The 18,389-nt window shown below is 47.7% G+C and carries 20 protein-coding genes; 1 reads left to right on the top strand and 19 read right to left on the bottom strand.

Translation table 11 applies throughout. The annotated features are described in order from the left end of the window. Nucleotides 1–10 precede the first annotated feature (10 nt). The gene (gene cotE / locus ACFO8Q_RS03090; RefSeq protein ID WP_380024228.1) at nucleotides 11–553 is read right to left on the bottom strand and encodes an outer spore coat protein CotE; all 543 of its coding nucleotides are present in this window, start codon (nucleotides 551–553) and stop codon (nucleotides 11–13) included. 572 nt (nucleotides 554–1,125) lie between these two features. Here cotE and ACFO8Q_RS03085 point away from each other — a divergent pair. Beyond that, the gene (locus ACFO8Q_RS03085; RefSeq protein WP_380024227.1) at nucleotides 1,126–1,320 is read left to right on the top strand and encodes a hypothetical protein; all 195 of its coding nucleotides are present in this window, start codon (nucleotides 1,126–1,128) and stop codon (nucleotides 1,318–1,320) included. 174 nt (nucleotides 1,321–1,494) lie between these two features. Here the strand turns inward: ACFO8Q_RS03085 and ACFO8Q_RS03080 are convergent, their stop codons facing one another. From ACFO8Q_RS03080 to ACFO8Q_RS02995, 18 genes are all read right to left on the bottom strand, one after another. Further along, nucleotides 1,495–2,232 (bottom strand): MBL fold metallo-hydrolase, encoded by a 738-nt coding sequence (locus tag ACFO8Q_RS03080; protein ID WP_380024226.1) that lies wholly within the window; start codon nucleotides 2,230–2,232, stop codon nucleotides 1,495–1,497. A 144-nt stretch (nucleotides 2,233–2,376) separates the two neighbouring features. Beyond that, nucleotides 2,377–2,643 carry a hypothetical protein gene (locus ACFO8Q_RS03075; RefSeq protein WP_380024225.1) on the bottom strand — a complete coding sequence of 89 codons (267 nt, stop codon included), beginning with the start codon at nucleotides 2,641–2,643 and terminating at the stop codon, nucleotides 2,377–2,379. A gap of 58 nt (nucleotides 2,644–2,701) precedes the next feature. Then, nucleotides 2,702–3,529, bottom strand: coding sequence for a PHP domain-containing protein (locus ACFO8Q_RS03070; protein ID WP_380024224.1), 828 nt, complete (start codon nucleotides 3,527–3,529; stop codon nucleotides 2,702–2,704). Between the two features lie 4 nt (nucleotides 3,530–3,533). Beyond that, on the bottom strand, nucleotides 3,534–4,484 hold the full coding sequence (locus ACFO8Q_RS03065; protein WP_380024223.1) for a dipeptidase: 951 nt from the start codon (nucleotides 4,482–4,484) through the stop codon (nucleotides 3,534–3,536). 85 nt (nucleotides 4,485–4,569) lie between these two features. Beyond that, on the bottom strand, nucleotides 4,570–4,830 hold the full coding sequence (gene spoVS, locus ACFO8Q_RS03060) for a stage V sporulation protein SpoVS (RefSeq protein ID WP_018133374.1): 261 nt from the start codon (nucleotides 4,828–4,830) through the stop codon (nucleotides 4,570–4,572). A 131-nt stretch (nucleotides 4,831–4,961) separates the two neighbouring features. Continuing rightward, nucleotides 4,962–5,732, bottom strand: a complete 771-nt coding sequence (locus ACFO8Q_RS03055; protein ID WP_380024222.1) for a TIGR00282 family metallophosphoesterase — start codon at nucleotides 5,730–5,732, stop codon at nucleotides 4,962–4,964. 37 nt (nucleotides 5,733–5,769) lie between these two features. Beyond that, complete coding sequence (locus ACFO8Q_RS03050; RefSeq protein ID WP_380024221.1) at nucleotides 5,770–6,273, bottom strand: hypothetical protein; 504 nt, start codon at nucleotides 6,271–6,273, stop codon at nucleotides 5,770–5,772. Between the two features lie 172 nt (nucleotides 6,274–6,445). Then, on the bottom strand, nucleotides 6,446–7,984 hold the full coding sequence (gene rny, locus ACFO8Q_RS03045; protein WP_380024220.1) for a ribonuclease Y: 1,539 nt from the start codon (nucleotides 7,982–7,984) through the stop codon (nucleotides 6,446–6,448). Nucleotides 7,985–8,179: 195 nt separating this feature from the next. Further along, on the bottom strand, nucleotides 8,180–8,818 hold the full coding sequence (locus tag ACFO8Q_RS03040) for a regulatory protein RecX (RefSeq protein ID WP_380024218.1): 639 nt from the start codon (nucleotides 8,816–8,818) through the stop codon (nucleotides 8,180–8,182). Next, entirely contained in the window at nucleotides 8,815–9,858 is a 1,044-nt protein-coding gene (gene recA, locus ACFO8Q_RS03035; RefSeq protein WP_380024216.1) for a recombinase RecA, read from the bottom strand. Before recA ends, ACFO8Q_RS03040 begins: the two co-directional genes overlap by 4 nt. Before the next feature lie 206 nt (nucleotides 9,859–10,064). Next, the gene (locus ACFO8Q_RS03030; protein WP_380024214.1) at nucleotides 10,065–11,651 is read right to left on the bottom strand and encodes a DEAD/DEAH box helicase; all 1,587 of its coding nucleotides are present in this window, start codon (nucleotides 11,649–11,651) and stop codon (nucleotides 10,065–10,067) included. A gap of 12 nt (nucleotides 11,652–11,663) precedes the next feature. Beyond that, nucleotides 11,664–12,896 (bottom strand): competence/damage-inducible protein A, encoded by a 1,233-nt coding sequence (locus tag ACFO8Q_RS03025; protein ID WP_380024213.1) that lies wholly within the window; start codon nucleotides 12,894–12,896, stop codon nucleotides 11,664–11,666. A gap of 59 nt (nucleotides 12,897–12,955) precedes the next feature. Then, the gene (gene pgsA, locus ACFO8Q_RS03020) at nucleotides 12,956–13,537 is read right to left on the bottom strand and encodes a CDP-diacylglycerol--glycerol-3-phosphate 3-phosphatidyltransferase (RefSeq protein WP_380024212.1); all 582 of its coding nucleotides are present in this window, start codon (nucleotides 13,535–13,537) and stop codon (nucleotides 12,956–12,958) included. Nucleotide 13,538: 1 nt separating this feature from the next. Continuing rightward, nucleotides 13,539–14,870, bottom strand: coding sequence for a 30S ribosomal protein S12 methylthiotransferase RimO (gene rimO, locus ACFO8Q_RS03015; protein ID WP_380024211.1), 1,332 nt, complete (start codon nucleotides 14,868–14,870; stop codon nucleotides 13,539–13,541). A gap of 131 nt (nucleotides 14,871–15,001) precedes the next feature. Further along, nucleotides 15,002–15,496 (bottom strand): YajQ family cyclic di-GMP-binding protein, encoded by a 495-nt coding sequence (locus ACFO8Q_RS03010; protein WP_380024210.1) that lies wholly within the window; start codon nucleotides 15,494–15,496, stop codon nucleotides 15,002–15,004. A 170-nt stretch (nucleotides 15,497–15,666) separates the two neighbouring features. Further along, nucleotides 15,667–16,488, bottom strand: a complete 822-nt coding sequence (locus tag ACFO8Q_RS03005) for a helix-turn-helix domain-containing protein (protein WP_380024209.1) — start codon at nucleotides 16,486–16,488, stop codon at nucleotides 15,667–15,669. Between the two features lie 38 nt (nucleotides 16,489–16,526). Then, on the bottom strand, nucleotides 16,527–17,297 hold the full coding sequence (locus tag ACFO8Q_RS03000) for a DUF3388 domain-containing protein (protein WP_380024207.1): 771 nt from the start codon (nucleotides 17,295–17,297) through the stop codon (nucleotides 16,527–16,529). Between the two features lie 45 nt (nucleotides 17,298–17,342). After that, complete coding sequence (locus ACFO8Q_RS02995; protein ID WP_380024205.1) at nucleotides 17,343–18,320, bottom strand: type 1 periplasmic-binding domain-containing protein; 978 nt, start codon at nucleotides 18,318–18,320, stop codon at nucleotides 17,343–17,345. Nucleotides 18,321–18,389: the final 69 nt, after the last annotated feature.

The raw sequence follows: 18,389 nt of genomic DNA, 5'->3' as shown, positions 1-18,389 counted from the left end.
AGCGTCGCCTCTAATCTTCGAAATCTTCGTCTTCTTCTTCGAAGATATCATCTTCCAACGGTTCTTCGTCATCTTTGTCGTTTGGCGGATCACAGCACAGAACAAACAATTTGGTTTTACCCATGACCTCAACTGCCAGTTCCTTCTCAACCCGAACCAAGATCTCATTGCCGCCGTCAACGATTGTTGCATCCAGGCAATTCGGTTGTTGCAGCACCTTCACCGCTACATGCATACCATCCCGGCTTGCATACGGGTCCAGCTCACGAAGCGGAATCTGCTGGATGTACGAAACAGTGTCTTTGGCTACCCCTGTGTCTGTGTTGCCGTTGTAAGAGTACCACACGTTTACGTCAAACCGTCCGTGGACTTCTACGAAGTCTCCAACCATTTCCGCATTGCATGAATGGTTCATCACCCAACATCCGCCGATGGTGGATGGCCGGTTGGCAGGACGGATCGTGTACGTTGTCTGCGAGTACTTGCTTCCTTTACCACAGACCGCTTGCGTATAGATCTCTCGGCTACGTACGTCCTTGTTAAAATGTGCCATTCAGCTACCTCCTTACTGCACTTATTTGCGGGCCCCCATCAACATGGCAAGACTTATGCTTTAGCCCCTAGCGAAACCTTGCGCGCGGAGTCGCAGTTCCCGTTACGACGCACAAGGATGTGCTAGTGTCGGCGTTCAAACACGGATGTTCGGTCCTTAGCCGACGAACCTTTTATGTCTTCGTCACTTTGATGGGCTGATTCTCGTGCAGGCCATCGGTTATCAGCATCAGTCCGCATAAACCATAGCCCAATACGTTCCGCAGCACGGCCGGCCGCTTCAGCGGCGGGCGTGACTAGTGCCCCCCTTGGGTGCAAAATGTACTACATGCTATGCGTGACATTTGCATTAGGTGCATCCGCCCGTATGTCAATCGGAACATCGGCCGACGTCCCTGCACACCCTCCAGATGCCCTGGGTCATCTGTCCGTATATCCTATGCTGGGCTCAAAAATTGGGTACTTGCGGAACCGCCCAAAAAATAAAAAACACCATAAAAAAGAGACGTCTCTAATAGACGTCTGTGACTACGGGTATTCTATTGCTTAGTACAGATGAAAGGTGGGAATGGTGTGCCTAACCATAAGAATATCTTCCGCAACAAACTCGATTTCTCGAGGGAAGAATTTACCACCGAGCTGTACAAGCCTCTCGGACTTCCTCGTCCTCGAGAGAAAAAGTCGCAAAAGGTCCAATACCGCAAATGGGACTTTACTCATAAGTCTCTAAAACGGCAAATGCATGAAAAAGACGGCCGTGAAACTTGATTGGATCCTTGCGACGGTCCGCAGGCGACTGCGGGCCAACAATATACCCCAAAAAGTGAAGTGCAGCGTTGCAGCAACAAACGGGAACCGCGGCAAGGCCGCGCAAGGTCTCGCTACATGCTGAAGCATAAGTCTCGCCATGTTCCGGGGATCCCGAAAAAAACGAAAGAAAGCTTACACCTCCAAGACCATTCCCTTTTCAGCAACGATTATTTCCCGCTTGAAAACTTCAGCTGCTTCCCTTCTCAACTCTTCCCTGTCATAGCCCGGATAAATATGTGTCAAACAGAGCTTTTTTACGTTTGCCTTTTGCGCCATTTCCCCTGCCTGGAGCGCGGTCAAATGCCCTACCGAAGCGGGTCCTTGGTCTTTCTGCAACCAGCTTGCTTCACAAATAAACAAATCCGCATTTTGTGCAAACTGTTCGAGAAATGGACTCGGTCCCGTATCAGCGGAAAACACGAATTTTTTTCCATCTTGCTCAACCGACACTGCCAAGCAGGAACTGGAATGAACTGTTTCCGTAAAAGTCAGCCGTGCTCCGCAAAGCTGTATCACACTGCCGGCATTCAAAGGGATGGCTTGTACATCACTGCGGTAAGTTACATCCTGAAACTTATTCGGCGGCTCCTGATTTGCATAGATAGGGAGGGGATCGACTCGGGAACCTGTCTTACGAGCCACCATAATTGCGTATTGCAATACACCGAGATCGGCCACATGGTCCGCATGATAATGGGTAATGATAACCCCCTGCAGCTCCTGGAGAGAAATGTGCTTCAGCAGTTCAGACAATACGCCGCTCCCGCAATCAATCAAAAAACGGCCTGTCCCGGTATCGACCAGATAACCGGCTGTAGCACCATCAGGTGCAGGATAGGGAGCATATTCACCTAAAATACGAATTTTCATAAACGTTCCCTCTTTCAATTCGACATAATATGATACAAAACTCTATAAAAAATCGAATTTCGGCGAAAAATCTAATTTCCACGGAAAAGCTCCCGTACTCACCCCTTCCCTTACGATTTTGTATTTGACAAGAAAAAAGCCCTTCTAAACGAAGGGATCTGAAACATCGCCCGTATTTAAATTCTCATTTTTAATTCCCGTTTTAAGTAACAGCAACTGAGCAGCGTATCTGCGATTCTGTTTTCGCAATATTTGGTTTTCTTTTTCAAGCCGCACGATCTGCCGCATTTTCTCCTGCGTCGATTGTTCCAGCAGATTCATGAGGATTCGGCGACCGGCTCGTAACTGGGAGATTCTTTTTTCCAACTCGCGTATCTTCTCCTCCACCCTCACATCATCATGTGTATCCACAAGGAGAAGTCACCTCTCTTGTTAGCCTATACCCCAGTATATGCCCGAACGAAGGCAATTAAAACAGTCCGGAAAGCTCTTTCATTTTTAAAACGACCGATTTATCCACGCTCACCGTTCCCAGATCTCCACGATGTTCGGCCCCGGATCCGTGAAAATCGGAGCCCCCCGTAGCGATGATTCCCAACTCCTCGGCCATCTTTGCATACCGGTGTCGAGCGTCTTCTGAATGATCTGGATGAAAGGCTTCGATTCCCAAAAGCCCTGCAGGGATTAATTCTTCAATTAACGCATCCTTCCCGACCAAGCCGGGATGAGCCAGAATCGGGACTCCGTTCGCCTCTCGAATCAGACGAATGGCGTCGCCCGGATCCAGCTTAAATCTCTCCACATAAGCGGGCGCCCCCCTGCTTAAATACTTATCGAATGCCTCACGTATGTCCTGAGCCAGACCTTTTTTGATTAAAACCCGGGCAATATGCGGACGCCCAATCGACCCTTCGGCGGCTTCCGAAATCACTTCGTCACGCTCAATCCTGATTCCTAAAGAATGCAGCTTCTCAAGAATTCGGTCCATACGGGTTACCCTTTGCTCACGCAGGATTCGAAACAGATCCTGCAGGGACTTCGAAGAACGGTCAAAATAATACCCTAATACATGAACTTCTTTTCCTTCATATTCGGTATTAATCTCAACACCGGGCACCACATCCACGTTGAGTTTATTTCCCGCATCCATTGCTTCCTCGATCCCGTCGGTAGAATCATGATCGGTTACCGCCACTCCAGCAAGCCCCCTTTTTTTGGCATGCTGAACCAGTTCACCGGGTGTGAAAGTCCCGTCAGAAGCTGTGGTATGTGCATGAAGATCATAATACTCTCGCATAATTTCACTCCTCTATCAGAACTCGCTCCAACACTCGCAAAAAATTACCGCCACATATTTTGGCTGTTATTCGTGCTCCATATTCCTTGTCGAGCGCTTCTACCAAATTCGGGTAATCGGCGCCTGAACGAAGATCCACCATCGTTTCGGGAATACCGTCAAAATCGGATCCCAGCCCCACATGATCTTCCCCGCCAACCGACAACATATGATCGATATGTTGCAGCAAATGGGAGATCCCCACTTCACCTTCACCGATAAAATACGGGACAAACGTAACCCCAATCACTCCGCCTTTTGCAGCGATTTGCCTTATTTGATCATCATTGAGATTTCGCCGGTGGTTATAAATTGATTTCGCGTTGGAGTGAGAGGCAATAACCGGTTTACTGCTTGCCTCCAGTACACCCTCAACCCCCTTGGGAGCCATGTGAGAAACATCGATGACCATTCCCAGCCGATTCATTTCCCGAACAACTTCCCGACCGAATGGGGTGAGGCCGGTATCGATCTCTTCTCCGACTCCTGAGGCTATGGAGTTTGCATGATTCCATGTCAGCCCCATCGCCCGTACCCCCAGTGAATACAGGATTCGCAAATGGCGGAGATCACCGGTTAAAAAATCCGCTCCTTCAACCGAAAGAATTGCGGATTTTCGGCCGGCACGAAGATTCGTTTCAAGGTCCTTATATGTATAGACAGGAAGCATCAAGTTATCAGCACAGACCTCTGACCGAAATGTATCAATATAGGCAAGAAGCTTCGCCAAGTGTTCATGGGGAGTGTACGGAGGATCAACAAACAATGCGAAAATTTGCACGTCGATTTCGCCTTGTTCCATCTTGGGATAGCTTAAATGAAGCGGAGACCCGGCATCGGTAAAATCCAATTGCTCAGTTTCCATTCTGTAAAGAATATCTGCGTGTGCATCCAACAGAAAATGCTTCCGGATCATGAAGCCGCCTCCCCAAAATAAGAAGTCCTGTTTACAAATGTAAACAGGCTAACTACCAGAAATAATAGTATTGGATTATAGCTGTTTATCTAGGTTCTACAATCAGCTTGATGGCTGTACGTTCTTCTCCGTCAATCTGAATGTCGGTGAATGCCGGAATACAAATCAGGTCAACTCCGCTGGGCGCCACAAACCCTCTTGCAATCGCGACAGCTTTAATTGCTTGATTGAGCGCGCCTGCTCCAATAGCTTGAAGTTCAGCGGCACCCCGCTCACGGAGTACACCTGCAAGTGCGCCGGCCACAGAGTTAGGATTGGACTTTGCTGAAACTTTTAATACTTCCATAGTCAAGAACCTCCACGAGTGAGAATTTTTCTGCGACACACTTTTACTATATTCGCGTCCTAACAGAAAATTCCTTCCTTGTGGTTGAAAATTTTCTAAAAATTTTCGTGCATTAACGTTACAAAATTAAATTATTTTAAAGCAATCCTCTGGATTGAAGATGCCAATCCGTTGTCCAGCAGATCGATGACGACCGCATTTAACTTAGCGGGACCCGCTTCCACTTCTAAACGCACCGGCATTTGTGTCAAAAACCGTTGAAGTACCTGGTCTTTTTTCATCCCGATGATGCTGTCAATCGGCCCGCACATCCCAACATCCGTCAAATAGGCCGTACCGCCCGGCAGAATCTGCTCATCAGCCGTTTGTACGTGAGTGTGGGTACCGACCACCGCCGAGACACGTCCGTCAACGAAGTGAGCCAAAGCCAATTTTTCGGATGTAGCCTCTGCGTGAAAATCAATAAAGATATGTTTCGTTTCGGATTGGATTTCCTCAAGAATCTGATTGATCACTGCAAAAGGTGAATCATAATCCCCCATAAAGACTCGTCCCATCAGATTCACGACCGCCACCTTTACAGTGTCGACCTTCACCAAAATATATCCAAATCCCGGTGCCCCTTTCGGGTAATTAGCGGGACGGACAATCCGTTTCTCGTTGTCTATGTACCCAAAGATTTCCCGATGATCCCACACATGGTTCCCCATCGTAAGTATATCAATATTTGCATCAAACAATGTTTCAGCTAACTTCGGTGTGAGTCCCCGGCCGTTTGCCATGTTTTCCGCATTGGCAATCACCAGGTCCGGGCGGTATTGATCCAATAATGCAGGCAATCTTTCTTCTACGACCATTCGCCCAGGATGCCCCACAATATCACCTAAAAATAAAATTCTCACGCCGTGCCTCCTTACAGGCTATAAAATCCAGTCTTATCTAGCGGTTATAAACGAAAACCTTACCGCCATCGCGGTAAGCAACAATCTGTTTTTGTTCGGACAAAATATCACGGTGTCCGAGAAGTCGATCAATCAGTTCTTCTTGCAGTTCCATGTCGTCCTCATCAACCATAAGAGGATCTAGGGCCACTTCATTCGCGAAATGATTTTGCAAAATGGAGGTAAGAAGGGAAATTTCCCCTGTTGTAATTTGATTAATCTCTTGATGATACATCACTATAGTAATATCTTCTAGCGAAGTAAAAGTCAAATTTCCCATTTTCGGAAACTCTCGGTCCAACTCAGTACACACTTCAAAGCAGGTATTCAGATCTTTCAAACATGCATTTTTCTTCGCAACGTCTACCTGTCCTTGCAAAAAGAACGAAAAAACCAGAGCATGGTTTTCCGGTTCATACCGAACAGAAGATACCTCAGGATATCGAATCAGCATTGATATGAGAAGGTGTGTTGCTGGTGATTCGCTTTTTCGCACTTGCATGCTGTTCACTACTTTCTTTGCTGGACTTCCAAGTAAATTGTTTCTACACGTAAGTATTTCGCTTTCGTTGATCAAAATCCTTCAGGGAAAATCAAGAAAAAGCTCCATTTGCCGAGTTCTTGAGGCAGGTCAAAAAACCGGACAAAAAAAATAAAGCAGCCTTTCGGCTACTTTACTTTGCGTATTCTACGGCTCTGGTCTCACGAATGACCGTAACTTTAATTTGCCCAGGATAATCCAGTTCAGCTTCAATTTTCTTGGAGATCTCCTTAGCGACGCGTACCGATTCTGCGTCGTCAATTTGCTCGGGTTTAACAATGATTCGAATTTCACGACCCGCTTGGATCGCGTAAGACTTTTCAACGCCATCAAATGATTCGGCGATTTCTTCCAATTTCTCAAGACGCTTCAGGTAAATATCGAGAGTTTCACGACGTGCCCCCGGTCGTGCAGCGGATATTGCATCAGCTGCAGCCACAATCACTGATATGGGTGAAGTAAACTCAATATCACCGTGATGAGCGCCAATTGCATTAATAACAATAGGATGTTCCTTGTATTTCTTCGCCAGGTCTACTCCAATTTCCACGTGAGAACCTTCCACTTCATGGGTGATGGCTTTCCCAACATCATGCAGGAGACCACCACGTCGAGCCAAATTCACATCAAGTCCTAGCTCGGCGGCCATAAGACCAGCCAGATGAGCTACTTCAATTGAGTGTTTTAACACGTTTTGACCATAGCTAGTCCGATACTTCAAACGACCAAGAATTTTAACCAAATCGGGGTGAATTCCGCTAACATTTGTTTCAAATGTTGCCTGTTCACCTTCTTCACGAATTCGATCATCGATTTCGCGACGCGCTTTTTCAACCATTTCCTCAATACGGGCCGGATGAATGCGTCCGTCAGCTACCAGCTTTTCGAGAGCCACACGAGCGACTTCCCGGCGAATCGGATCAAATCCTGACAATATAACAGCTTCCGGTGTATCGTCGATTATCAAATCGATTCCTGTCAAAGTTTCGAGAGCGCGAATATTTCGACCCTCACGACCAATAATTCGACCCTTCATTTCATCGTTCGGCAGAGAAACAACCGAAACAGTTGTTTCAGCCACATGATCGGCAGCGCAACGCTGAATCGCGGTAGCAATAATTTCTCTCGCTTTCTTATCCGCTTCATCCTTCGCCTGCTGTTCGATTTCCTTCATCAAGATTGCGGCTTCATGCCGGCATTCGGCTTCCACATTCGCAAGCAAAATTGCTTTCGCATCTTCCTGTGAAAGACCGGAAATTCGTTCTAATTCGGCTATTTGCTGCTTATACAGTTGCTCTACTTTTTCCCGTTGCTCCTCGACGAGCCGTTCCTTATTCGTTAACGATTCCGCGCGTTTCTCAATAGCATCCGTTTTTCGATCGAGAGCTTCTTCTTTTTGAAGCAAACGACGCTCCAAACGCTGGATTTCGTTACGACGTTCACGAATGTCTTTTTCCGCTTCAGCACGTAATTTGTGAACTTCCTCTTTGGCTTCGAGTATTGCTTCTTTTTTCTTAGCTTCCGCTTCCCTGGTGGCCTCTTCAACAATATGGGCGGCTCGCAATTCGGCAGCAGCTGTTTTCCCTTCTGCGATGTTACGCCGCCAAAAGTATCCGGCAGCAATACCTAAGACAAGCGCAACTGCAGCAAAAATAAATGGTAGAGGTGACATACTTCAAAGCCTCCTAGCTCAGATATGATAAAAACCCTGAGCACGGACGCAGCCTCACCTTTGTCAAGGGTAAGGTATGAAATCGGTAATCAAGAATGCCATTTGGCAAAGACCATTAAAGCTGTTCATACGCATTTTAATTGTAGCCTTACTGCAAATCAATGTCAAGAAAAGGGATTTTGCCGCCTCATCACGCTATGTTTCTCTCCATTCTTTTATGAGAGTCCGGATGGTTGGATTGGAAAAACCTTTTCGTGCCAAGAATCGCCCGATTTTCAACTCCGTTTTCCTGTTCGTTTCAACATCATCAGTTTTCTGAAACGATGTTTTTTTTGACAGGAGACGCCTTGCTGCTTCCACCTCATCTTCATAGACAGTCAGGGCCTGCTCGATTGTTTCCTGCGAAACCCCTTTCTGCTGGAGTTCCCATCGAATCATGCGTCTGCCACGCGGTTTGGTTTGAACCCGATTTTGCACAAAACCGGCCGCAAACTGTTCGTCGTTCAAATATCCCAATGATTCAAGATGTTTGATAGCCTGTTCAGCAATATCGGGAGCAACGTCTTTTCCGCATAAGTAGTTCAACACTTGTTGCCGACTGCGTCCACGAGCAGAAATATATTTAATCGCCATATCACTCGCATGCATGAGTGCTTCCTCGCGACGCCACATTCCGATATCCTCTTTTGTCACGGAAAGACCCACGCGAAGACCTAACTGATAGGCAAGTTCACGACGAATTCCCAATGCAAACTGGTCGTCGATAAAAAGGCTCACCCGGTCCGGATGAGCCTTTTGTGTCTGAATGGCGGTAATTTTACCGGCAGGTTTCATTCATCAATGAACTCCTCGTCATCTTCAAAGCCGGTAGGAACCGCCACTGGTGCCCCGACTTGATACACCTCGCGAATCTTTTGTTCAATTTTATCGGCTATTTGAGGGTGGTCTTTCAAAAACTGTTTTGCGTTCTCCCGGCCTTGCCCGAGACGCTCGTCTTCAAATGAATACCAAGCCCCGCTCTTCGCAATGATGTCGAGATCAGTTCCCATATCGATAATAGTGCCTTCGCGTGAAATCCCTTCCCCGAACATGATATCGACATCGACAGATTTAAACGGCGGAGCCACTTTGTTTTTTACAACTTTCACCTTCGTCCGATTTCCGACCAGGTCATTTCCCTGTTTCAGAGCTTCGGCACGACGCACTTCAAGACGGATAGTCGAATAGAATTTGAGTGCCCGTCCACCGGTCGTAGTTTCCGGGTTCCCAAACATGACCCCCACTTTTTCCCGGATCTGGTTAATGAAAATTGCAATTGTCTTGGACTTCGAGATCGCCCCTGAAAGCTTGCGAAGAGCCTGTGACATAAGGCGAGCTTGCAAACCTACGTGAGAGTCTCCCATTTCCCCTTCGATTTCAGCCTTTGGCACCAAAGCAGCAACGGAGTCGATGACAATAATATCTACCGCGCCAGAGCGAACCAATGCCTCCGCAATTTCAAGTGCCTGTTCCCCGGTATCCGGTTGAGCGATCAATAATTCATCTATGTTGACGCCTAGTTTTTGTGCATAAATAGGGTCCAATGCATGTTCGGCATCAATAAACGCAGCTTGTCCACCGCGCTTTTGAACTTCTGCAATTGCATGTAATGTAACTGTGGTCTTACCGGACGATTCAGGACCATATACCTCAACAATTCTTCCCCGCGGGAATCCTCCAACTCCCAAAGCAATATCAATCGCTAATGATCCGGAAGAGATCGTCTCAACAGTCATGACACCGGATGCTTCGCCCAGCTTCATGATTGAGCCTTTCCCAAATTGCTTCTCAATCTGACGTAACGCCATATCAAGCGCTGCTTTTCGATCGCTCACTCTTATACCTCTCCTTTTTCGACAAAAAAATCACTTTACTACCTTCGTTCTGACAGCCCTTAGTTCCTGCTACCATATTACAACAATTAAAATAAAAAAGCAAACATTTGTTCCGTAAAATAATATAATTTATTATCGGTGTATATGCTAATAAGGACAGGTTAAGCGGACTGCCCAACTGGACCGGGCAATCCGCTGGAACGTGACTATCTTCGAGAAATTCGTTCTCTCGGCCGCGCAGGTTCCAAATTCACGCGAGAACCGTTCATCCGAGTCTGCCGCAATGACTCAAAAACAAACGGCGCTGATTCTTGCTCCACCTCCAGGAAGGTGAACTTGTCAAAGATATCGATTTTACCGATCGCTTGACCTGGAATCCCCGCTTCTTCCGAGATGAATTTAATCAAATCAGCAGGTCCAATGTTGGCGCTGCGGCCAATATTGATAAAGAAACGTACCTTTCCGGGAGCCGCTCCAGTGTCTCCAAAATCATAATCCTGCGGCTCATCGCTGGCGAGGTCACCGGCGCTTAGTTTTAGCGCGGCAGCCGCCAAATCAACCGGGTCAAATTCATCAACTAAATTGCCCAAAATCGCTCTGTAGTGGGCCAGCCCTCCTTCTTGCAGGGAGGCACGAAGCCGGTCACGCCACATTTCAGCTTGACGTTCGGCTACATCTGCAAGAGATGGCACTTCTTTTCCCACCATCTTTGCTTTCGTTTCTTTTTCAATGGACTTAAAAAGCTTGAATTCCCGCGGAGTAACAAGAGTAATTGCCAAGCCGCGTTTCCCCGCTCGACCTGTTCGTCCAATCCGGTGAACGTAGGATTCCGGGTCTTGGGGAATATCGTAGTTAACCACATGGGATACATTGCCCACATCAATCCCGCGAGCGGCCACGTCAGTTGCAATCAGCATCTCGATATCTCCGTTGCGGAATTTTTTCATCACACGGTCCCGCTGTGCCTGCGACAAATCACCGTGCAGACCATCCGCCATATAACCGCGGGAAATCAACGCTTCCGTTAATTCATCGACGCCTCGCTTTGTACGGCAGAATATGATTCCCAGTTGAATTTCCTCACTGTCAATAATTCTGCACAAGCTTTCCAACTTGTTGCGCTCGAGAACCTTGTAATACACCTGTTCAATCAACGGAACCGAAACGTCGCCCCTGTTAATTGTCACGTTAACAGGGTCTTTCATGTAACGCTTGGCAAGTTTTTTCACCAAATCAGGCATTGTTGCAGAGAATAACAGTGTCTGACGTTCCTGTGGGGTTTCCTTCAGGATGGCTTCGATATCATCAATAAATCCCATATCGAGCATTTCATCTGATTCATCCAATACAATCGTCCGCAGTTTATCGAGTTTGAGGGTGCCCCTCCGAATATGGTCCAGAACGCGCCCCGGCGTGCCAATCACGATATGAACCCCTTGCTGCAGTGCCCTAATTTGATGTCCAATCGATTGCCCGCCGTAAATAGGCAGGGTCCGGACTCGCTTATAACGGGAGATTTTTCGCAGCTCACCTGCAACCTGGATTGCCAACTCCCTTGTCGGAGTTAAAATTAACGATTGTACAAATCTGGAGGTTGTGGAAGACATTTCGACCAAAGGGATCCCAAAAGCCGCTGTCTTCCCTGTGCCCGTCTGAGCTTGCCCGATAACATCCCGTCCGGACAAAACGACAGGAATACATTGCGCCTGTATCGGAGAGGGTTCTTCAAACCCCATTTCATCGATTGCTTGTTGTACCTTTTTGCTTAATCCAAGTTCTGAAAATGTAGCCATTCTATCACCTTTCTATAAACGTTTCACTAATGAATAAAGCGCATTTTTGGCCGCACGGATTCGAATCTGCTGACGATCTCCACGAAAGCGAAACTCCTTTGCGGTTGTGCCATCCGGGCCGGCTACCGCAATATATACAAGACCTACAGGCTTTTCTTGGGTGGCCCCTCCAGGCCCGGCAATTCCGGTAATCGAAATTGCCCAATCTGAGCCGGAGCGAGATCTGGCTCCTTCAGCCATTGAACGGGCGCACTCTTCGGAAACCGCCCCGTGGGTTAGCAAGAGTTCCTTCGGAACACCCAACTGTGCGGATTTCGCTTCATTATCATATGTCACCCAGCTTTGCTTGAAGTACCCGGAGCTCCCGGGGATGTCAGTAATCATGGACGCAAGCAATCCGCCGGTGCAGCTTTCAACCAATGAGACAGTTTGTCCCCGTGCGGACAAACGTTTTCCAACCGCTACGGGAAGGATTTCATCGTCGATCCCGTATATATATTTCCCCAAACGTTGGCGCAATTGTGCTTCAACCGGGTCAATCAAAGCGTATGCTTCATTCTCGGAGCCGGCTTTGGCGGTAATGCGGAGGGTTACTTCTCCTTCCGAAGCCAGAGGAGCCACTGTGGGATTGGCTTGGTTCTTGAGGATATCGGAAATTTCCAATTCCATGGCGGATTCCCCGATGCCAAAGAGCCGCAATACACGAGACCGAATCGTCATTTGCTGTCCAACGATTGAGCGAATGATTGGAATTACCTGATCGGTGACCATCGCCCTGAGTTCCGTAGGGGGGCCAGGCAGCAGGAAGTAATGACGTCCGTCAGCTTCCACATATTGTCCGGGAGCGGTGCCGCGGGGATTTTCCAGAAAACGTCCTCCCTCAATCAGCATCACTTGCTTCCGGTTATTCGACGGCATCTCACGGCCGTATCCAGCGAAAAATTGCTCCAACTTGCGCAGTGCGTTCGCATCCAATTCCAACTTGCGATTCAAAAAGTCGGCCACAGATTCACGGGTCAGATCATCATCAGTCGGGCCCAATCCGCCGGTTAATACAATGATTTCCGAACGCAAATGAGCAATGGAAAGCACCTGCTTAATGCGATCCTGGTTATCGCCAACCGCTTGATGGTAAAAGATGCTTACCCCTTCAAGGGCTAATTTGTCAGATATGTATTGCGCGTTGGTATTTGCAATTTGTCCCAAAAGCAGCTCTGTACCGACCCCGATAATTTCTCCCCGCATGCAAGCCCCTCCTTCAATCAAGAGAGAAAAGGAAGATAGGTCACTATCTTCCTTTTCCACTAAATTCGGCCGCTGTAAATCACGTGCTTGTTCTTCCTGAGGTAATCAACCCCTGACCAAATCGTTACCACAACAGCTGCAAATACCATGATCTGAGCAAACGGAAAATCTATATAGGAAAACGGAAAATTATTGAGTATCAAAGCGGAAATCGCGATGATTTGCAAAGTGGTCTTCAATTTGCCGAGTTTGCTTGCCGCAAGGATGATCCCTTCTGAGGCAGCAATCGTTCTTAACCCCGATATCACGAATTCACGGAATATAATGATGATCGTTTCAACCGCCCCGATTCGACCCATTTCAACCAACGATACCAAAGCAGCTGTCACTAATAATTTATCTGCCAACGGATCGAGAAATTTGCCGAAATTGGTGACCATTTTTCGTTTCCGAGCGATATATCCATCAAGTCCGTCCGTAGCCGCAGCGATAATAAAGATGAGTGCAGCCACAATTTCGCTAACCGTAGTTGTGTGTCCGCCTATCTTAAAATATCCAAAATCAAAACGGACAAGCAAGAACAGCAAGACAACCGGAATCAGAAAAATCCTGGCTATCGTAATACGGTTAGCCAAATTCACCTTACACACACTCCCCTGCCAAGTCAAAATCGTAGGAATGGGTGATTCGAACATTCACTGTATCGCCAATTCGGATCTCCCGATTCCCGGTTACAAACACCTGTCCATCAATTTCCTTCGCGTCATATTCGGTTCTCCCGATATATACAGCAGGATTTTCATCGTCCTGGCGTTCGATCAGCACCTTTAATTCACGGCCCACACGCTCCGCATTCTTCTCGGCGGCCACTTCACGCCCCACTTCCATAAGGATGCTGGCACGCCGTTCTTTAACTTCCTGCGGCACCTGATTGTCCATTTCGGCAGAAGGTGTTCCTTCTTCAGGTGAGTACGTAAACACACCAATATGGTCAAATCCGATTTCACGCACGAAATTGCAGAGATTCTCGAAGTCCTGTTCTGTTTCGCCAGGGAACCCCACTATAAACGAAGTACGAAAAGCTATCTCAGGCACACGATCGCGGATCTTGGAGACGAGCTTTCGAATTTGAGCTTGATGTCCGGGACGCCGCATTGCTTTCAAAATATGGTCTTCCGAATGCTGAAGAGGCATGTCAATGTACTTGGCAACCTTCGGCAGCCGGGCAAAAGCATCAATTACTTCATCCGTGAAGAATCCCGGATACGCATAATGCAAGCGAATCCATTCCAATCCTTCTACCTGATTCAAAGCCTCCAATAAACCATGCAGATTGCGCTTACCGTATACGTCAAGCCCATATTGGGTTGAATCTTGCGCAATCAGCATGATTTCTTTAACGCCTTGCTTAACAAGCGACTCTGCCTCCGCCACGATTGATTCGATCGGACGGGAACGGAACTTCCCCCGCATCTTCGGTATGATGCAGAACGTGCAGGAATGGTCGCATCCCTCCGCAATTTTCACATAAGCGGAAGACCCACCAGTCATGAGACGAGGAGTCATTTCGTCATACAGATACACCGGATTGCCCAGGAATTGCGGTTTTTCATCACCGTAAATCGCCCGGTCAATCAGTTCGTCAATTCTATAGTATTCACCTGTCCCGACGATCCCGTCAATTTCCGGAATCTCGGTAATCAGTTCGTCTTGGTATCTTTGCGCCATACATCCTGCCACAAGCAGCGCCTTGCATGATCCGTCTTCTTTATGCTGGGCCATTGATAAAATGGTCTCGACCGATTCTGCCTTGGCGGCATCAATAAATCCGCATGTATTGACAATGATTACGTCCGCCTCTTCAGGGTTCCCAACCACTTCATACCCTTTTTTCGAGACAAGACCCATCATCACTTCAGAATCTACCAGATTTTTTTCGCACCCCAGTGTTACAACCGCTAGTTTCTGACTCATGTTTTCCCCCATCCTAAATATCAAAGGCCCGGTTTGCTTAAGCAATCCAGACCGATACCACTCAAGTCGTTGAGAATACAGATACTTTACCAATATCAAAGTATATACGAAAGGATGGGGGAAGTCAAAAATTATGATCGGTAGTTGGTAAATTGGAGATCAATCGGTAAGTCTTCTTTCTTGAGAAGCTGGATCACCATTTGCAAATCGTCCCGGTTTTTCCCGGAAACACGCACCTGATCTCCTTGGATTGCGGCTTGTACTTTGATTTTTGAATCCTTGATTAACTTGACTATTTTCTTCGCATTGTCCTGGTCAATCCCCTGCACCAACTTTACAACCTGGCGCACGGTTCCTCCCGATGCCGGTTCGATTTTTCCGTACTGGAGGGACTTGGGGGAGATTTCGCGTTTGATCAGCTTGGTCTGCAAAATGTCATTCACGGCCCCCAGCTTGTATTCATCATCGCCAATCAATACAATTTCTTCATCTTTCAGTTCAATCGAGCTTTTGCTGCCCTTGAAATCAAAGCGGGACTCCAATTCTTTTATCGCCTGATTTACAGCGTTTCTCACTTCTTGGAGATCCACTTTCGACACAATGTCAAACGATGCATCCTTTGCCATCTTAGTCTTGCCTCCTGCACAGGAAATTTTTGCTGCTTTTCGTATCCTCTGCAACGTCCCTATTTGAACCGACTGAATCGCATACACCGCGAGATTCTAATTCGAATCAACCATCTGAAAAGAACGCTCCGCGCCCAGGGAGTGAAAGTCGTGACCCGAGAACGCGGGAACTATTTCTTCTGAAACAGAAACTGATATGGCCCATTAACCTGTTCCAATTCCACCGGCAAATCGTTTACCTTAACGGTCAATGCCGGTGAATTTCCGGAAACAACAAGTACCTCTTTCGTTCCTTCGAATGTCAGAGTAGTCCCCTTTGCAGCCACCTTGTAGAATTTCCTTTCACCATCCACAACGATCTCTAACCAACAATCGCCATTGGCTGTTTGAAGTTCCAGTTTAATTTTGTCGCCTTCCACCTTATACACCGATTTGCCATTTCCCTTCGTTTCAGCCTTTAACGGTTCCGCCGGTTTCGGTTGCGGAGGCGGCGTTGGAACCGCAGGCTGCTGCGCAGGCGGCGTTGTCTGTTGCGGTGCCTGCGGTGCCTGTGGAGCAGGTGTTTGCGGGGATGCTTCCCGGTTTGTGAGATACCATAGCCCCACTCCCAAAAGACCGATTACGGCAACCGCCATTGCCACTTGCGGGAATATTCGATTGCCTTCTCCAAGGTCCGGTGAAGCAATCTTTGGTTGCGGCTTCTCTTTTTTTTCCGCTTCTTTAGGAACCGGTTTCGCCCGTTCGGGTGCTGCGGCGGGCGAATCTTCAGACAAACCATGCTCTTGAAGCAACGCTTGTCCATCAAGTCCAACCTGTTCCGCATAGTTTCTTATAAATCCGCGGGCATAAACCAGCCCCGGAAGGATCGAAAGCTCCCCTTCTTCAATCGCTTCGAGATAACGCTTTCGAATTTTGGTGCGCTCCTGAATCTCATCAAGGGTCAATCCTTTGCTTTCACGGGCAGTCCGTAAAATACTTCCGAGTTCTTTCAAGATCATAGCCTCCTTCAGCTTGACCTGCCTCACGTTACTTAACTGATATCAAAAGAGGTGAATCCGGTTTGGATCGTTTCATAGGTAATCACTTCGTCGTCCGTGTTGCGGAGCTCAATGATTCGATCAAATGCATCCCAACCAAACTCCGTTTCACGCACAAAAATATCCGGATGTTCAATAACCTTCGGCGCCTCCATGCGCATAATCTGCCGAACCAGCGAACGGTGCTGCTCCGTAGCACGAAGCGTCGATACGATCCCGTCCAGAATATACACCATGTTATCGGAGACCAGTTCATCTTCCGACAATGAATGTCGTACGGTCTGTCGAAGCAGAGTTGATGAAATGAATGACCACCGTCTATTGGCATACACACTTGCCGCCACAATGGATTCTGTTTTACCAACACGAGGCATTCCGCGGATCCCGATTACCTGATTCCCTTCCTTCTTGAGAAGCTCTCCCAGAAAATCAACCAAAATCCCCAATTCGTCCCGGTTAAACTTATACGTTTTATCGTTTTCCGACTCACGACGAATGAATCGTCCGTGACGCAGCGCGAGACGATCGAGCAGAGTCGGTTGACGCAGTGCCGAAATGCTGATGTTTTCAATTGTACGCAGCATCGTTCGAAGCACTGCGATTTTTTGTCGGTCATTCGTGCGAATCAAAAATCCACGGTTCTCATCTTCCACCCCGTTAACGGTCACGATGTTAATCGATAACATCCCCAGCAGAGAAGCAATGTCTCCCAACAAACCGGGCCGGTTTTTATGAATATGATATTCCAGATACCATTCTTCCATATACACCCTCCTTCTGAGGTTTCATTCTATTTGTCTCTCCTCTTCTTATTTAGGAGGTTTCAGATAAGTTTCCGGTTGGAGGGTCCGATTGCGCAACCCCTCCTCAACTCGCTTTGACTGATTGAGCAGTTCTGTAGGAAATGCTTCTGTCCGTATAATATCAAAATACCCGGTTCCCATAACCGCTGCCGAAAGCTTGCCCTGCCAGGAATTATTCAACAAAGCTTGAACTTCTTCCTGCACACCTTCGGTGAAAATCGGTCTGGGACGAGCAACCACACTCGGAGAGACTTTGGGCAAATCATGCAAGGTGAACAGCAGCTTTCCACTTTCCTGAAGCCTTGTCAACTGCTCCGGAGACACAGGGTCAAGAAGCACAAAAAACCGTGGCGCAAGTGATTTAAGCCGCCCACCTCCTTCAGGTGCCATTGCTTCATCGAGGGTGACAACCGTTGGAGGGGTGGAGACGCCAGCGTAATGAATTCCTTCCATTACCCCTTTCCAATCGGGTGATTCCGAAGAACGAGGGGTTTGCACAATGACTCCGACCGGTACTTTCTGGGAGGCTCCTGCCAGCAGAAATCCCGCGACGAAAGCCTGATGTTCACGATTGATATTCACGAGACGTACGGATTTCAGATCCGGATTCGGTACATTTCCGACAATCCCGAATTTTTTCTCATCCTTCGTTTTTGCAAGTTCGGCCACAAATTGACTGTATTTCGACTCGGTAATAATCAAGTCGATGTTTTCATTCGAAGCCAGAGCAGCAAGGGCCTCTTGTGCCTTCGTTTCGTTTTCGAGCGGGCGAATATCAAATACGACCGCGGATTGCTGAAACACCTTGTCGGTGTACTCCAGAACTTCCTTGGAATTTGCCAGTTCTTTTGAACTGACAATTCCAACCGCAATCTTTTCCTTATCCGGCTTGATCGTTGACAAGGCAGGAGCATGACATCCTGCGGAAAGCAACGAGCCAGTGAGAAGAACTGCGAGGCCGCAGATTGTATGCGCGAGTTTCATCCTGTTGAACAACTCCTGATTGCACTATTTTTTTCGCTTGGAACGGGCAATTACGATCCCGAAAGTTAA

This window comes from Effusibacillus consociatus, from assembly GCF_042652925.1.
In the GTDB taxonomy this organism is placed as follows: Bacteria; Bacillota; Bacilli; order Tumebacillales; family Effusibacillaceae; genus Effusibacillus; species Effusibacillus consociatus.
This window is presented reverse-complemented; position numbering and strand designations above follow the sequence as displayed.

What these genes read in the sequence shown, in the direction of transcription:
- ACFO8Q_RS03065 (WP_380024223.1), bottom strand. Translation starts at nt 4,484, where the DNA reads ATGATCCGGAAGCATTTTCTGTTGGATGCACACGCAGATATTCTTTAC.
- ACFO8Q_RS03040 (WP_380024218.1), bottom strand. Translation starts at nt 8,818, where the DNA reads ATGAAACCTGCCGGTAAAATTACCGCCATTCAGACACAAAAGGCTCAT.
- ACFO8Q_RS03070 (WP_380024224.1), bottom strand. Translation starts at nt 3,529, where the DNA reads ATGCGAGAGTATTATGATCTTCATGCACATACCACAGCTTCTGACGGG.
- rimO (WP_380024211.1), bottom strand. Translation starts at nt 14,870, where the DNA reads ATGAGTCAGAAACTAGCGGTTGTAACACTGGGGTGCGAAAAAAATCTG.
- ACFO8Q_RS03080 (WP_380024226.1), bottom strand. Translation starts at nt 2,232, where the DNA reads ATGAAAATTCGTATTTTAGGTGAATATGCTCCCTATCCTGCACCTGAT.
- ACFO8Q_RS03050 (WP_380024221.1), bottom strand. Translation starts at nt 6,273, where the DNA reads ATGCAAGTGCGAAAAAGCGAATCACCAGCAACACACCTTCTCATATCA.
- ACFO8Q_RS03025 (WP_380024213.1), bottom strand. Translation starts at nt 12,896, where the DNA reads ATGCGGGGAGAAATTATCGGGGTCGGTACAGAGCTGCTTTTGGGACAA.
- cotE (WP_380024228.1), bottom strand. Translation starts at nt 553, where the DNA reads ATGGCACATTTTAACAAGGACGTACGTAGCCGAGAGATCTATACGCAA.
- spoVS (WP_018133374.1), bottom strand. Translation starts at nt 4,830, where the DNA reads ATGGAAGTATTAAAAGTTTCAGCAAAGTCCAATCCTAACTCTGTGGCC.
- rny (WP_380024220.1), bottom strand. Translation starts at nt 7,984, where the DNA reads ATGTCACCTCTACCATTTATTTTTGCTGCAGTTGCGCTTGTCTTAGGT.
- ACFO8Q_RS02995 (WP_380024205.1), bottom strand. Translation starts at nt 18,320, where the DNA reads ATGAAACTCGCGCATACAATCTGCGGCCTCGCAGTTCTTCTCACTGGC.
- ACFO8Q_RS03010 (WP_380024210.1), bottom strand. Translation starts at nt 15,496, where the DNA reads ATGGCAAAGGATGCATCGTTTGACATTGTGTCGAAAGTGGATCTCCAA.
- ACFO8Q_RS03030 (WP_380024214.1), bottom strand. Translation starts at nt 11,651, where the DNA reads ATGGCTACATTTTCAGAACTTGGATTAAGCAAAAAGGTACAACAAGCA.
- ACFO8Q_RS03000 (WP_380024207.1), bottom strand. Translation starts at nt 17,297, where the DNA reads ATGGAAGAATGGTATCTGGAATATCATATTCATAAAAACCGGCCCGGT.